We start from the raw sequence: 14,425 nt of genomic DNA on the forward strand, positions 1-14,425 counted from the left end.
TGGCAAGAGAGCTGCGACTCGGATCAAGGGAGCGCAGGATGGACGGAGCAAGGCGGGTGCTGGTCGAACGCATGGTGGACGAAACGGGCGCGCCTTCGCGCCGTGGTGCAGTGCGCGGCGCGCGCAGCGTGACGGTGAACCTTGCCGAATCGCCGCTCTGCTGGCTCGGCGCGCGCGGGATGATCAGTGCGCGGCAACTGGAGGCGGGCGAGCGGTTGCGCACTGACTATGAGACCGCGGCGCTGTCCCCGAGCGTCACGATGCGCTGGGACGCGTCGGCGCCAGGCAAAACGCGACGCGGGGCTCCGCAGGGAATCGACCCGACACTGGCGCAGATCGCGGCCAAGCGGCGCTTCGACGTCGCGATCGCGGCGGTCGGGCCGGGCCTGAGCGATGTGCTCTGGCGCGTGGCGTGCGCGTGCGAGGGGCTGGCGCATGCTGAAAAGGCGCTGGGCTGGCCGGCGCGCGCGGGCAAGCTGGTGCTGGCGCTCGCGCTTGACCGGCTCGCGGATCACTACGGGCTGGGTTAGGCGCCCGCGGCCGCCGCGCTTGTCCCGCGCAGGAAGCGGCCATAGGCCCAGCCGATCGCGATAAGCGCGAGGCCGAGCCCCATGAAGGACAGGATGCGCAGCACACCCTCCAGCGCGGAGGCATCGACGAGGAAGACCTTGAGCGTGACGAGCGTGAGCAGCGCGAGCCCCACGATGCGCAGGTCGTTCACACCCTTCGCGATGCCCCGCCACAGCCAGACCAGCGACAGTCCGAGCAGGCCCGCCGAATAGAGATAGTTTTCGGTTGTCGTGATCGCATCGGCAGTGAGGATCGCGCCGTGAATGCCCTGCCGGATCGCGCCCAGCACCGCGACGATCGCCAGCGCCATCGCAGCTCCGCGGAACGGGCGCTGCGGTGCGCCGAGGCGGGTGGCGAGCCAGAACCAGAAGGCTGCGAGCGCGGGGTGGAGCGTCGCCAGGTTGAGAAGCGGGATCGTACCGACCGACTGGGTGACCGCGACGGGATTGAGGATGAAAAGGTCGAACCAGAGGATGCGGAATGCGGCTAGGCCGATGAGACCGAGGCCCGCTGCACGCAACCGGGGAAGGCGCCAGAGCGCGGCGAGCCCGAGCGCGAACAGGATATGGGTCAGCACCGCGCGTTCGAGGAAGCCGAGCATCACGAAACGCGGCTCGCTGGCGATGGCGAGGGGCTGTTTGAGGAGCGCGTAGAGCGTCGCCGCAAGACCGGTCACGACGAGCGCTGCCAGCGCCAGGCGCAGTTTGGCGGCGATTGTCTCGAAGCGCATCCCGGCGAAAGCCGCAAGGATCGCAGCCGGCAGGCCGACCTCGCGGAGCAGCGCTACCAACGAGGGCAAACGGGTGAAGGGCGTGGTGTCGCCGCTGAGCGATGCGGCGAGCAGCAGGGCCATCGGAAGGAGCTGGGGCAGCATCGCGAGGAAGCTCGCTGCGAGTGGAGCGGCTTCGCCATGGATCGGTAGCAGGCGGCGCGATGGATTCAGCATGGCTGCTGCCGTGACCGCCGCCAGCAGTGGCGCGTGCCAGGGCGCGGGAACGAGCGCGAGCGGGATCGACAGCATCAATATCCACGCGGCCCAATGCAATATGGGTCGCGCCGCATGCGCGCCGATCAGCCAGGTGTGAAGCGCCAGCAGCGCTGCCGGGACCAAGGCTAGGGCGGCGATCGCATTTGCGGGCGGAATCGCGCCGGCCGCGAAGACGCTTTCGCCATAGGCGATGAGCGCGTCGGTGGCATTGGTCCAGTAACCCACCGCGAAGGGCAGCGGCGCAAGGCTGAGATTGGCCAGCGAGCCGTCACCAACGCGGCGCGCCCAGAAGGCCAGCGCCACGGCGATCGCGAGCAGAAGCGAAGCGATCCAGAGCGGCGCGATCGGTTGTGCGAGTCCGATGGCCAGCAGCAGCGCGGCGACGGCCGCACCGCCCGTCAGACCGAGATCGAAGCGGCTGTCGGGCGCGGTGCGATCGCGCCAGCGCCAACTGACCCAGCCGCAGGAAAGCGCCGCGATCGTCGCGAGCGCCGCCCAGCCGATCGGCCGCAGAAGGTCGCCCTGAAGCGTGTTGGTCAGCAGCAGCGGCATAGCTCCCGCACCGAGCGCGATGCCGGTCCATATCCGCGCATCAGGTGCGCGGCGGAGCAGCCAATGGCCGACCCCGCCGAACATCAACGTGAACAGCAGAGCGGCGAGGGGCGCGTTGACCGCGTCACCGCCGATCAGCGCGATTGCGAGCAGGACGAGCACGAGGGCGAGCGCTGCGCCCGCGCCCGGACTGAGGCGATGGTCGCGCCAGCCGAGCCAGAGCGCGGCGGCGGCGAGCAATGCGTAGAGCCCCCAGGCGAGGGGCGAGAATTCAAGCTGAGGCGCTAGCAGCATGAGCTGGACGAGACCGGTGACCAGCGGCGCCAGGCGCAGCAGCCGATTTGATGTGCCGGCCCTTGGCAAGGCGAGCGTCGCGGTGAAGGCGAGCGTCAGGACGAACAATCCCACCCAGGCCAGTTCGCCCCGGTCAGCCAGCGCCATCAGGATCAGTGGCCAGACAAAGCCGCCGCCCGTCGCCGCCAGCGCGAGCCAGAGCCAGCCGCGATGGATCGCGAGCGCGAACAGACCGGTGGTGAACAGCGCGAGATAGACGAGCAGGGGTGCTACATTCGCGGCATCGAGACCGGTGACGAGGGGTGCCGCGAAGCCGCCGACAAGGCCCATGATCGCGGTCGGCGGCCCGTGCCGCAGCGACAGCGCGAGTGCTGAAACAGTGATCGCGACCATCAGCACGAGCGCGGCAATGGTGCCGACAAGGCCGTAAAGCTCCGCCGCCATGTAGAGCGTGCCATAGAGTGTGGCGATGCCTGCGCCCGCAAGCGCCTGACCGATCCTGGGATCGTCGCGGGTGGCGCGGTGGCGGCGGCTTGCTTCGCTGGCGCTGAGCAGCGCGACACCGAAGATCGCGCCAAGGATCGATCGCACGCCCGGACCGAGCAACCCGCTTTCGATCGAATAGCGGACGAGGAAGAAGGCGGACAGGATCAGAGCTGCGCCACCGATCCAGATCGGCAGCTTGCCCCCTACGAGGTTTTCGAAGGTGGCGGCGAGGTTGAGTGGTGTGGCGCGCGCGGATTGCGGTTCGGGCGCGTAGTTGGCGGGTTGGGGCTCGGGGCTGGCCGGCCGTTCGGTCGCGGGCGCCGGCCCGGCTTCAGGCGGGGGCGGAGCGGCAACGATGCGGGCAACCGGTCTTGGCGCCTCGAAGGCCGCCGCGGGTTGGGGCTGGACGTCCGGCTGTTCGATATCGGGTGCCGACGACGCAATATATCCGCGGCTTTCGAGTTCGGCGAGCGCGCGTTCGAGCACCCTGATCCGATCGAATGCGCGCGAAAGGAGCACCGCGAAGACCACGGCCGCAACCGCAAGAACTAGCATGTGCCCGATTTCCGCTCATTGCCCCTGATCGCGACAATGTTGCATGCTTTCGACGACATGTCGCGGCGAACCTTCAGATTGCGGCGGCGACGGCTTCGGCGAAGATGCGTCCGTCATCGGGGGCGTGTTCGAGAAAGAGCTGGGGCTCGATCAGTTCGAGCTCCATCAGCAAATAGTTGCCCTGGCCATCGGCGATCAGGTCGACGCGCGCATAGAGCAGAGGCTCCTCGATCATCCCGAGAACCGCATCAGCCGCGGCGATCGCGGCTTCGGGCGGCGTGGCGGCGCGCGCGCTGCCACCATGCTGAACCTGAACGCGGAAATCGCCATCCGCGACGGTCTTGAGAATCGCGTGGCTGTAGCGGCCATCGAAGTAGAAAAGCGACCATTCGCCCTCCTGGGCGATGGCGGGCATCATTGGCTGGACGAGCATCGCGCGATCCCAGGCCAGTGCCGGATCGGATACGGCATCAAGACGATAGGTGCCGTGCGCCCCCGCGGAAACGGGCGGCTTTGCTATCAGCCGTGCTGTGCCGAAATGCGTCTCGGCCTGAGCGATGTCGGCGCGAGAAAACGCATCGAAAGCGAGCGTGGGCACGACCGGCGCACCACGCGCCGCGAGATCGAGCAGATAGCGCTTGTCAGTGTTGCGGCGCAGCACCTCTGGCGGATTGGCGAGCTGCAGTGCCGCCGCGCCATCGAGAAATGCGCTCCATTCGGCCGCGCGCGCATGATAGCCCCAGACAAGCAGGGGCAGAACGAGGTCGTGGCCGGAAAGATCACCGGGCGCGGTCCACGGCCGAAAATCCACCGTCAATCCTGCATTGACGAGTGGCGCTTCGAGCAGGTCCGCCTGCGGACGCCATGTGGTCCCGAAATGAGGGTCTGCGGGATCGGGAGCGAGGATGCATATGCGGGGCGCGCGGGTCATGGCGCGTCAATAGAAGGGAAGGGCGCCTGCACGCAACGCATCGGCTTGCGCGCAGGTGCGTTTTCGCTGGCGAGGACGCGCCCGTCACAATAAGTATCAATTAGAAACTTATACCGAGTCGAAGGAGACGATCGATGAAGCTCTATGGTTCCTCCATGTCGCCCTATGTCCGCAAGGTGCTTGCCTACGCCGCCGAGAAGGGGCTGGCGCTCGAACTCGAGATGGCGGGATTGGGGCGCGGGGGCCCGGAGTTCGAGGCGGCGAGCCCGTTTCGCAAGATGCCCGCGTTTAGCGACGGCGATTTCTCGATCTGCGATTCGACCGCGATCATCACCTATCTGGAAGCCAAATATCCTGAGCCGTCCATGATTCCCGCAGAGCCGAAATCGCGGGCGCGGACGATCTGGTTCGAGGAGTTCGCCGACACCATATTGATGGGGTGCGGCGCCAAGATGTTCTTCAACCGGTTCGTCGCCCCCAAGGTGTTGGGCCGCGAAGGTGACATGGCGGTGGCGGATGCGGCCGAACGCGACGAGCTGCCGCCGATTCTCGATTATCTTGAGAGCGTGATCCCGGAATCGGGATTTCTGATCGACGACCGGCTGACGCTGGCGGACATCTCGGTCGCGAGCCCCTTTGCCAATCTGGCGTATATCGACGTCGTGATCGACAAGGCGCGCTGGCCGAAGACGGTTGCCTATGTCGAGGCGATCCTCGCGCGCCCGAGCTTTGCCGGCTGGATCGAGAAGGAACGCGCCTTCGTCCAGGCTGCCTAGACGGAATTTTCCGCATAGTCGCTTTCATCCTATCTCCGCGCCGCGATGCCGGCGATCCTTGATCGTCGGCAAGTGGATGGCTGGGCAAAGGGGCCTCAATTGCCCCTGGGCATATCAAGGTCCCTAGCGCCTGCTGCCGCGAACTGCGCTGCGCTTAGCGAACCTTGAGGTCGGACGATCCTCCCGAGCAGCGAGCGCCCGCACGAGCAAACTGGCGTTCGAAACCAAAGGAGGCAAACATGGCGTTGCAGCGTATCACCTTGCGATTGACGGAACTCCGCTGCGTAGCCCAATCCGAGGGCAGCACTGGCTCCGAACCCTATATCTGGGCGACCTATTTCGCATTCGGTGCCGAGCCGTTGCCGTTTCAAACAGGCAATATGGCGGTGCACACCCCGGCTTATGACGCGTTCCGCACTGAATTTCCCGATGGCATGAAGGCCGGGCAGGCGGCCAACGTCCCTTCGTTCATCGCCACTGCAAGCTTCGACATGGATCTGGATTCGCAGCCAAGGCCCAAGATGATCGGCTGCATCGCGGTTCTGATGGAAGAGGATGAAACGCCTCAAAGCTCGATCGTGCTCGGCCGTATCGCCTATTCCAAGGAAATCGAGGTGCAGCTCAACGCCCTGGCGCACCGCCGCATCCAGATGCAGGATTTCGGGCCGATCACAGACGCCGAGATCAACGCGATCCGGGATGCGGTCAAATCCAAGGCCGAAGCCGCGATCGGGAGCAACCAGTCGATCTGGGACTTCTTCAGGAACCAGGACGACACGATCGGCTTTGCCTACAAGGTCTTCCAGTATCCGGTCTCGGACCCGGCGACGGATGCGGAGATCCGGTTCCAGTATTTCGATTTTCCGGAGATTACGAGCGGATCGTCCGATCGCTTCGTCCTGTCCGGCGGGCTTTCACTGGGGCCGGTTACGACGACGCCGGTTGACCGTTGCGCGGGCCCGCGCGCTGCGTTGAAGGCGAAGATGGACGAGATTGCAGGGCTGCGTAAGCGCGTGTCGCTGCTGCAGCAACAGTTGCATCGCGCGACGCCGCAGCAAAAGGCGGCGATCGTCGACCAGATTTCGGAAACCAATGCGGCGATCGATCAGGCCGAGGCGCAAATTCCTGCGCTGCAGGCCGCGCTCGATGCGTGCCAGCCAGCGAGGGGAGGCGGGCTTGTTGAGCCGCCGGTGGTGCGAGATCTTGTATAACGGCTTGGTTGAGCGCGATCCAGTCAGCGCGGTCTGACGTAAAAAGTAACCAAATCGGCAAATTATACTTGACATCGTCACGCTGATATGGCACATATGTAACACGCTGAATAATTGCGAGTCGGGCCCCGGAGATCGGGGCTGGAGACGGGCCGGGAGCTTCCCATGACAACGGGACGCTCTTTCGGCCCGTTTCATTTGGCGGAGGTGACATGGTGGAAACTGACGGATCGGGAGCGACAACGCCGCGTATTCGGCGTGATCGCTATGGCCGGTTTCAACGTTCGCCGCCGCGGGATACCGATTGGACACCCGAGAAGCGCACGATCTTCCTCGAGACGCTGGCGATGAGCTCGAACGTCACGCGTTCCGTAAAGGCCGCGGGCATGGCGCTGCCTGGGGTCTATCGACTGCGCGATCGTGACGAGGGCTTTCGGCGCGCTTGGGCCGAAGCGCTGGCTGAGGGTTATGCCCAGTTGGAGCTGGAGATGTTGCGGCGTGCGCGCTTCGGAGCGGAGAAGACGATTTTCGAAGGCCCCGAGCGCACGCAGAAGCTGGTGATTCACAGCTATGCCGACGGCTATGCGCTGCGCCTTCTGGCTCAGCACCGCGTATCGGCGAACTTGCAGCGGGCGCTCGCCTCGGGCCTGACGCCGCAAAATGCCGAAGAGCGCAGCACGGCAGAAGGGCTTGCGCAGTTGCGTGCCATGCTGGCGGAAATGCGCGAGCGCGAGGGCTGCGGAGACGATGGATGACGGCGGACATGTCGTTCGCCCAGGAACTGATGCGGCTCGACCCGGACGTGGCGGAGGCAATGCTGGCACGATGCGGGCTCGACGGTGGCATGCTGCGACACTGCTGGGATTTCTGGGCGCGACCGGCGCAGATGTCACCGCAAGGCGACTGGCGCGTCTGGCTTGTCATGGCGGGACGAGGATTCGGCAAGACGCGGGCTGGCGCCGAATGGGTGCGGGCGATGGCGCAGGCACATCCCGGCAGTCGCATCGCGCTGGTTGGGGCTACGATCGCCGACGCGCGCGCGGTGATGGTGGAGGGCACAAGCGGGCTGCTGTCGATCACGCCACCGCATGAACATCTCCTCTGGGCGCCCTCGCTCAACCGGCTGGTCTGGCGGAATGGCGCACAGGCGCGGTTGTTTTCAGCGGCCGAGCCGGAGGGGCTGCGCGGGCCCGAACACGACTTCGCCTGGGCCGACGAGATCGCCAAATGGGCGCATGGCGAGGCGACATGGAGCAATCTGATGATGACCTTGCGCAAGGGCATTCGACCGCGTGTCGTCGCGACGACGACGCCGAGACCGGTGCCGCTTGTGCGCAGGCTGATCGACGAACCGGGCGTGGTGCGCACGGGCGGACGCACACGCGACAATCGCGCCAACCTGCCACGCGCCTTTGTCGAGGGGATGGAGGCGCTCCACGGCGGTACGCGGCTGGGGCGGCAGGAGCTGGATGGCGAGCTGATCGAGGATGTCGAGGGTGCGCTGTGGACGCGTGCGATGATCGAGGCGTGCCGGGCCGCGTCCCTCGACTTCGCTCGGGACGAACGGAGCTTCTGTCGGGTGGTGATCGGGGTCGATCCACCGGCAAGCGCGACGGGCGACGCCTGTGGCATCGTGGCTGTGGCGCTGGATGGCGACGGCTATGGCCATGTCATCGAGGATGCGAGTGTCGAGCGCGCGACGCCCGAGTGCTGGGCGCGCGCGGTCGCGACGTGCGCGGCGCGGCATGGGGCGGATCGCGTGGTTGCCGAGGCGAATAATGGCGGGGCTATGGTGAAGTCGGTGCTGCTGGCGGCGGACGTGGCGCTGCCCGTGAAGCTTGTTCATGCGAGCCGCGGCAAGAGCGCGCGCGCCGAGCCGGTGGCGGCGCTCTATGAGGCAGGGCGCGTGTTCCATGCGGGCGCCTTTCCCGCGCTGGAGGACGAGATGTGCGGACTGGTGGCGGGCGGCGGTTATGATGGGCCGGGCCGCTCGCCCGACCGCGCCGACGCGCTGGTCTGGGCGCTGACAGAGCTGATGCTGGGGAAACGCAGAACGGCGCGGGTGCGTGGGTTGTGAACCCTCTCCTGTGGGAGAGGGCAGCGAGACTTAGTGAGCGTGAGCGAACCTAGTCGCAGCGGGTGTGGGGTTTCGGTGTATGGCGTTGATACATCCCAACCCCTCACCAACTCCAGCTAGGCGGCACGGCCGCCAAGCTTCTGTATCCTCTCCCTCTGGGAGAGGGAGGCTAAGAGGCTAGGCGGCGTGGACGAATTTGATCCAAAGCCGGATGGCAGCGAGATGGACCATGCCGAGGAAACTTGAGGGCGTTTGATCGTAGCGGGTGGCGACGGCACGATTGATTTTCAGCTTGCCGAACATTCGCTCAATGCCGTTTCGCTGCCTGTAGAGCTGCCGATCGTGCTCGATCCTTTCTCGGCGATTGGAGCGCGCCGGGATGACAGCCTGTATGCTGCGGCTCGCGAGATCGGCGCGAATGGCGTTGGTGTCGTAGCCTTTGTCGGCCAGCAGAGCCGCCGGAGCGCGGTCCGGCAGGCGGATCAGCGTGTCATAGGCCGTGCAGTCGGCGGCTTCACCACCAGTCAGGTGGAAGGCGACGGGGCGTCCTCGGGCATCAGCCAGACAGTGAAGCTTACTGGTGAACCCGCCCCGCGAGCGGCCAAGAGCGCGTCGACAAGTCCCCCTTTTCCGCCCGCTGCCGAGACATGGGCGCGAAGGGTGGTGCTGTCGATGCTGTAGTGTCCGGTGTCGGCCATGATCTCGGCAAGCGTCACCGACACGGCCTCCCAGACCCCGGCCTCGCTCCAACGACGGAACCGCCGGTAGATCGTGTTCCAATTGCCGTATTTTGGCGGGACATCGCGCCAAGCAGTCCCACAGCGCAGCCGCCAGAGTATGCCGTTGACTATCGAGAGATTCTGCTCAGGCCTGCGGCCGCGCCCTCGGTTCTCTGGCTCGATCGGCAGCAGACCCTTCAGAACGCGCCATTCTGCTTCGCTCAGATCGCCCCGGCTCAAACCTGCCTCCAAAAGGCAGCCTTGAATCAACCCACACCGTCCACGTCAACCAATTCGTCCACGCCGCCTAGGATGTTGCGGTGAAGAGCTCCTCTCGGATCGCTTCGAGCACGCCGCTGGTGTTGTTGAGCACGTCGGTGTTCCAGAAACGCAGCACGTGGTAGCCGGCCGCTTCGAGCGATCGGGTGCGCAGCGTGTCGGCGTCGATTTGGTCGGCGTGATGGCCACCATCGAGTTCGATGACGAGCCGCGCCTGTTCGCAAGCGAAGTCGGCGATGTGCGCGCCGATCGGATACTGGCGGCGGAACTTGAAGCCTTCGAGCTGGCGGTTGCGCAGGTGGTGCCAGAGGCGGGCTTCGGCCTCCGTTGCGGATCGGCGCAAATTTCGGGCGGCGGGCGTCAGGCGCTTTTGCGTCATCGTTCGTGGCCCCTCACCAAGTTCGGCTAGGCGGCGTAGCCGCCAAGCCTTCCTATCCTCTCCCACTGGAGAGGAGAAGATGGGGAGTTCTTGCATGAAATGGTTCGGCAGGAAGGCTGCCGGGCGCGATGGCGCTCGGCCGGCCCTGGCGCGTTCATTGTCGGGCGCGATTTCGGTGGGTGAGTGGCCGCGATCCTATGAGGCGCAGGTGCGCGAGGCGTATCTGGGGAATCCGGTGGCGCAGCGCGCGGTGCGGCTGGTCGCGGAAGCTGTCGGCGGAGCGCCGTTGTCGGCGAGCGAGGACGCGGTGCTGGCGTTGGTTTCTGCGCGATCGGCGGGGCAGGGGCTGCTCGAGGCGGTGGCGGCGCATGTGCTGCTTCACGGCAACGCCTATGTGCAGATATTGACCGACGCGGCGGGCCGACCGCGTGAACTGTTTGCGCTGCGACCCGAGCGCGTTTCGATCGAAGCCGACGCACAGGGCTGGCCCGAGGCCTTTCTCTACCGCGTGGGCGAGCGGGTGACGCGGATCGATGCGGGAAGCGTGATCCATGTGAAGGGCTTTCACCCCGCCGACGATCATTATGGTCTGGGATGCCTGGGTGCAGCGTCTGGGGCGGTGGCGATCCACAATGCGGCGACGCGGTGGAACAAGGCGCTGCTCGACAATGCGGCGAGGCCCTCGGGGGCGCTGGTCTATGATCCGGGCGACGGTGCGGCGCTGTCTGCCGCGCAGTTCGACAGGCTCAAGGCCGAGATGGAAGCGGGGTTTCAGGGCGCGACCAATGCCGGGCGGCCAATGCTGCTTGAAGGCGGGCTTAAATGGCAGGCGATGAGCCTGACGCCCGCCGACATGGACTTCGTCGGGCTGAAGGCCGCGGCCGCGCGCGAGATTGCGCTGGCGTTCGGCGTTCCGCCGATGCTGCTCGGGCTGCCGGGCGACGCCACCTATGCCAATTACCGCGAGGCCAACCGCGCGCTGTGGCGGCTTTCGGTGTTGCCGCTCGCCGAGAAGATATTGGGCGCGATCGCACAAGGATGCGCGCGCTGGTGGCCAGGCGCGTCGATCGGGGTGGATGTCGACCGGGTCACCGCGCTGGCCGAAGATCGCGAACGGCTATGGCGGCAGGTGAGCGCCGCCGATTTTCTGACGCCCGACGAGAAGCGGGCAATATTGGGACTTTGATCATGAGTGAGGCGGTGCTGGCGCAATTGATTGCGCAGGCGGAGGCGCGCGGGGGCGACCTCGTGACGCTGCGCGCGATCGCCGAGGAGGCAAGCGCGCTGGGCGCGGAGCGCGCGCTCAGGCGGCTCGGGCTCGAGGACGAAAAGGCGCGCATAGACATCGGCGAGCTGAGGCAACTGCTCTCGGCATGGCGCGATGCGAAGCGGACGGCAAGAAACGAGGTGATCGGATGGGTGGTCAGGATCGTGCTGGCGCTGGTGCTGCTGGGACTGGCGGCGAAATTGGGGCTGGTGGCGCTGGTCAGGGCGTGAGGTTTGCAGGCTATGCCGCGATTTTCGACCGGGTCGACCGGGGCGGGGACGTGGTGCGGCGCGGAGCCTTTCGGAACGCGCGGATCGGCGTGCCGCTGCTCTGGCAGCATAGCCCGAACGAACCGATCGGCGTGATCGAGCGGATTGGCGAGGACGCACACGGGCTGCGCGTGATCGGGCGGCTGACCAGCGAGACGCAGCGCGGGCGCGAGGCGGCGGCGCTGCTGAAGCAGGGCGCATTGAGCGGACTTTCCTTTGGATACCGGGTGGTGAACGGCAAACGGCGGGGGCAGGGGCGCGAACTGAGCGCGCTCGATCTCGTCGAAATCAGCCTGGTGACATTTCCGATGCAACCGCTGGCGCGGGTGCACGGGGTTGGGTGATGAGCGAGGAGACGGGCATGGATTACGAGGTGAAGACGGACGCGCTTGAGGCGAGCTTCGACGCGGTGATGGCGCAGGCAGCGATCGAGGAACTCCGCGAGGAGGTGGGCGCACTGGGCGCCAAGGTCGATGGCGCCGTGATCGCCGCGGCGCGGCCTGCGCTGGAAGGCGCCAAGGCCGAGCGCGAGCCCGCGCGGCGCGCGTTCGTTGACGGCTATCTGAGAAAGGGGATCGAGGGCGGCGTCGAGCTGAAGAGCTTTGTCGGCACTACGGGCGCCGATGGCGGCTATGCGGTGCCGCACGAGATCGACGCGGTGATCGACGCGACGCTCAAGAGCATCTCGCCGATCCGTTCGATCGCCAATGTCGTGAAGGTTGGGAGTGCGGGCTATCGCAAGCTGGTGACGCGCGGCGGCACGCCGTCGGGCTGGGTTTCGGAGACCGCGGCGCGGCCCGAGACCGATACCCCCGACTTCGCCGAGATCGCGCCGCCGATGGGCGAGCTTTACGCCAATCCCGCGGCGAGCCAGGCGATGCTCGACGACGCGGCGTTCGACGTCGAGAGCTGGCTGGCGGGTGAGGTTGCGACGGAGTTTGCCCGGGCCGAGGGCGTGGCCTTCATCTCCGGCAACGGGACGAGCAAGCCGCGGGGCTTCCTTTCGGGGACGATCACCAACGAGGCCGATGGCGTGCGTGCCTTCGGGACGCTGCAATATGTCGCGAGCGGAGCCGCGGGCGCGTTCGCGGCGTCCAATCCGCAGGACAGGCTGATCGACCTGATCCAGGCGCTGCGATCGCCCTATCGGCAGGGCGCGGTGTTCGTGATGAATTCGGCGACGCTTTCGGTGATCCGCAAGTTCAAGACCGCGGATGGGGCGTTCCTGTGGGCGCCCGGACTGGTCGAGGGGCGACCCGACACGCTGCTGGGCTATCCCGTGGTCGAGACTGAAGACATGCCCGATGTCGCGGCGAACAGCTTGTCCGTAGCGTTCGGCAACTTCAAGGCAGGGTATCTGATCGCCGAACGGAGCGAGACGCAGATTTTGCGGGATCCCTATTCGAACAAGCCGTTCGTCCACTTCTACGCGACCAAGCGTGTGGGCGGGGCAGTGACGAACAGCGAGGCGATCAAGGTGATGAAGTTCGCGGCGAGTTAAGGCGCTACGGGGGCGTCGAACGTCATTCCCCTTCGTTCGGCGCCCATCGACCCACCCCCAACTTCGCCTAGCCCGGCGCTGCCGGGTCAAGGCTTCGTAACCCCCTCCCTCGCCGGGAGGGGAGGAGGTTGCATGTCCATTTACCTGAAGGATCCGCAGGCGCGGATCGATTATGCGATCGACTGGAATCCGGGTTTTCTGGCCGGGGCGTCGATCGCCGAGAGTGCGTGGAGCGTCAGCCCCGAGGAACCCGGTGGGGTCGAGGTCGATACCGCGTCGATGCTTGGCGTCAAGACGATCGCGGTGCTGGCCGGGGGTGTGGCTGGCCAGGTCTACCGCATCGCCAATCGCGTGACGCTCTCTGACGGGCGGATCGACGAGCGGTCGATCGTGCTGCGCGCGGAACATCGCTGATGGCGGCCGGGGGGGAAGCGCCCGTGTCGATCGCCGAGGTCAAGGCGTTCCTGCGGATCGAGAACGGCGACGAGGATGCGCTGATCGCGGGGCTGATACGCAGCGCGACCGAGATGTGCGAACGCTTCACGGGTTTGGCGCTCATCGCGCGGTCGGTGGAGGAAGTTGTCCCCGCGGTGCGCGAATGGCGGCGGCTGGGGATGACGCCTGCGCGCGCGATCACGAGCCTGATCGGACTTCCCGCGGACGGCGCAAGCTTTGCGCTGCCGGTCGACGCCTATGCGGTCGACATCGATGCAAATGGCGACGGCTGGGTGAGGGTGATGCGACCGGGCGCAGCAGGGTGCGTGCGCGTCAGCTATGAGGCGGGGTTGGCAGCGGACTGGAACGGCGTGCCCGAGGCGTTGCGCCAGGGCATCGTACGGCTGGTTGCGCACCTTTTCACGCACCGTGACGGCAAGGACGACGCAGGGCCGCCCGCGGCGGTGACCGCGCTGTGGCGACCGTGGCGGCGGATGCGAATGAGCGAAGGAACGCACGATGCTTGAGCGGCTCGAGACGAGGCTGGATGCGATGGCGGTGCGCGCAAAGCAACAGGTGGCACGGCGCATGGCGGAACGGCTGGCTCAGGAATTTCCCGACATGAGGATTTCGCCCGAGCCTGACCGCGTGGTGCTGGAGGCCCGTGGGCTGCTTCGTCGGCTGTTCGTCGATGTCCGGCTGCGCTGGATCGGGGCGTTGCTGAAATGAGCGCGCAGGGGGCGGTTGAGGCCGCGCTGATGGCCGCGCTCAAGGGGCATGCTGCGCTTACCGGGGCGACGAACGGCGTGCTGCTTGCGGGCACGGGACGCGCGACGCCGCCCTATGTGCGGCTGGGCGAGAGCATCGCCGCCGATTGGGGAACCAAGGATGCGCGTGGGCGCGAGATCCGCGTGGCGGTGACGCTCGTCGACCAGGGCGAGAGCGCGGTGCGGCTGCACCGGTTGATGGCGATGGCCGAGGAGGCGATCGAAGGCATGGCGCGCGACGCGGATGGCTGGAGGCTGGCGAGCATCGCCTTCCTCCGCAGCCGCGTCATGCGCGATGCGGCGCGCGAATGGTCAGGGATGATCGAATATCGCGTACGTGCGATCGAGACGCCCCCCGGCCCCTGACGA

General features: G+C 66.5%; 17 protein-coding genes and 1 pseudogene. 13 read left to right on the forward strand and 5 right to left on the reverse strand.

Annotated features, from left to right (window positions below; all coding sequences use genetic code 11):
• Positions 1-38: 38 nt before the first annotated feature.
• Positions 39-530 carry a DUF6456 domain-containing protein gene (locus D3876_RS11280; protein WP_220475456.1) on the forward strand — a complete coding sequence of 164 codons (492 nt, stop codon included), beginning with the start codon at positions 39-41 and terminating at the stop codon, positions 528-530.
• Here the strand turns inward: D3876_RS11280 and D3876_RS11285 are convergent.
• Together D3876_RS11285 and D3876_RS11290 are read right to left on the reverse strand one after the other, a co-directional pair.
• Positions 527-3,445 carry a DUF2339 domain-containing protein gene (locus D3876_RS11285; protein WP_119762230.1) on the reverse strand — a complete coding sequence of 973 codons (2,919 nt, stop codon included), beginning with the start codon at positions 3,443-3,445 and terminating at the stop codon, positions 527-529. The genes D3876_RS11280 and D3876_RS11285 overlap by 4 nt on opposite strands.
• A 73-nt stretch (positions 3,446-3,518) precedes the next feature.
• Positions 3,519-4,376, reverse strand: coding sequence for an ATP-grasp domain-containing protein (locus tag D3876_RS11290; protein WP_119762232.1), 858 nt, complete (start codon positions 4,374-4,376; stop codon positions 3,519-3,521).
• A gap of 134 nt (positions 4,377-4,510) precedes the next feature.
• On the opposite strand from D3876_RS11290, the gene D3876_RS11295 reads away from it, so the two are divergent.
• The 4 genes from D3876_RS11295 (at position 4,511) to D3876_RS11310 (ending at position 8,440) form a co-directional block, all read left to right on the forward strand.
• Positions 4,511-5,152 carry a glutathione S-transferase family protein gene (locus tag D3876_RS11295; RefSeq protein ID WP_119762234.1) on the forward strand — a complete coding sequence of 214 codons (642 nt, stop codon included), beginning with the start codon at positions 4,511-4,513 and terminating at the stop codon, positions 5,150-5,152.
• A 239-nt stretch (positions 5,153-5,391) separates the two neighbouring features.
• Positions 5,392-6,363, forward strand: coding sequence for a hypothetical protein (locus D3876_RS11300; RefSeq protein WP_119762236.1), 972 nt, complete (start codon positions 5,392-5,394; stop codon positions 6,361-6,363).
• Positions 6,364-6,575: 212 nt separating this feature from the next.
• Positions 6,576-7,118: a hypothetical protein gene (locus D3876_RS11305; protein ID WP_119762238.1), complete on the forward strand. Its 543-nt coding sequence runs from the start codon at positions 6,576-6,578 to the stop codon at positions 7,116-7,118.
• Positions 7,119-7,177: 59 nt separating this feature from the next.
• A complete protein-coding gene (locus tag D3876_RS11310; RefSeq protein WP_238475401.1) occupies positions 7,178-8,440 on the forward strand; it encodes a DNA-packaging protein in 1,263 nt (420 codons plus the stop codon).
• Between the two features lie 177 nt (positions 8,441-8,617).
• Here the strand turns inward: D3876_RS11310 and D3876_RS11315 are convergent, their stop codons facing one another.
• The 3 genes and pseudogenes from D3876_RS11315 to D3876_RS11320 form a co-directional block, all read right to left on the reverse strand.
• Positions 8,618-9,250 carry an IS5 family transposase gene (locus D3876_RS11315; RefSeq protein ID WP_338014295.1) on the reverse strand — a complete coding sequence of 211 codons (633 nt, stop codon included), beginning with the start codon at positions 9,248-9,250 and terminating at the stop codon, positions 8,618-8,620.
• Positions 9,220-9,429 (reverse strand): annotated as a pseudogene (locus D3876_RS20830) (transposase); the annotation flags it as partial. The pseudogene D3876_RS20830 and the gene D3876_RS11315, both read right to left, overlap by 31 nt.
• A gap of 37 nt (positions 9,430-9,466) precedes the next feature.
• Positions 9,467-9,817: an endonuclease domain-containing protein gene (locus D3876_RS11320; RefSeq protein ID WP_119762242.1), complete on the reverse strand. Its 351-nt coding sequence runs from the start codon at positions 9,815-9,817 to the stop codon at positions 9,467-9,469.
• A gap of 94 nt (positions 9,818-9,911) precedes the next feature.
• On the opposite strand from D3876_RS11320, the gene D3876_RS11325 reads away from it, so the two are divergent.
• The 8 genes from D3876_RS11325 (at position 9,912) to D3876_RS11360 (ending at position 14,422) form a co-directional block, all read left to right on the forward strand.
• Positions 9,912-11,003 carry a phage portal protein gene (locus D3876_RS11325; RefSeq protein ID WP_119762244.1) on the forward strand — a complete coding sequence of 364 codons (1,092 nt, stop codon included), beginning with the start codon at positions 9,912-9,914 and terminating at the stop codon, positions 11,001-11,003.
• Between the two features lie 2 nt (positions 11,004-11,005).
• Positions 11,006-11,314, forward strand: coding sequence for a DUF6127 family protein (locus D3876_RS11330; protein WP_119762246.1), 309 nt, complete (start codon positions 11,006-11,008; stop codon positions 11,312-11,314).
• On the forward strand, positions 11,311-11,697 hold the full coding sequence (locus tag D3876_RS11335; protein ID WP_238475334.1) for an HK97 family phage prohead protease: 387 nt from the start codon (positions 11,311-11,313) through the stop codon (positions 11,695-11,697). The genes D3876_RS11330 and D3876_RS11335 overlap by 4 nt, the downstream gene beginning before the upstream one ends.
• Complete coding sequence (locus tag D3876_RS11340) at positions 11,697-12,854, forward strand: phage major capsid protein (protein ID WP_238475335.1); 1,158 nt, start codon at positions 11,697-11,699, stop codon at positions 12,852-12,854. Before D3876_RS11335 ends, D3876_RS11340 begins: the two co-directional genes overlap by 1 nt.
• Positions 12,855-12,986: 132 nt before the next feature.
• On the forward strand, positions 12,987-13,268 hold the full coding sequence (locus D3876_RS11345; RefSeq protein ID WP_119762250.1) for a phage fiber-tail adaptor protein: 282 nt from the start codon (positions 12,987-12,989) through the stop codon (positions 13,266-13,268).
• Entirely contained in the window at positions 13,268-13,816 is a 549-nt protein-coding gene (locus D3876_RS11350; protein WP_119762252.1) for a head-tail connector protein, read from the forward strand. Before D3876_RS11345 ends, D3876_RS11350 begins: the two co-directional genes overlap by 1 nt.
• Positions 13,809-14,018: a hypothetical protein gene (locus tag D3876_RS11355; RefSeq protein WP_119762254.1), complete on the forward strand. Its 210-nt coding sequence runs from the start codon at positions 13,809-13,811 to the stop codon at positions 14,016-14,018. The genes D3876_RS11350 and D3876_RS11355 overlap by 8 nt, the downstream gene beginning before the upstream one ends.
• Positions 14,015-14,422 carry a DUF3168 domain-containing protein gene (locus D3876_RS11360; protein WP_119762256.1) on the forward strand — a complete coding sequence of 136 codons (408 nt, stop codon included), beginning with the start codon at positions 14,015-14,017 and terminating at the stop codon, positions 14,420-14,422. Before D3876_RS11355 ends, D3876_RS11360 begins: the two co-directional genes overlap by 4 nt.
• Positions 14,423-14,425: the final 3 nt, after the last annotated feature.

This window comes from Sphingomonas cavernae (genome assembly GCF_003590775.1).
GTDB lineage: Bacteria > Pseudomonadota > Alphaproteobacteria > Sphingomonadales > Sphingomonadaceae > Sphingobium_A > Sphingobium_A cavernae.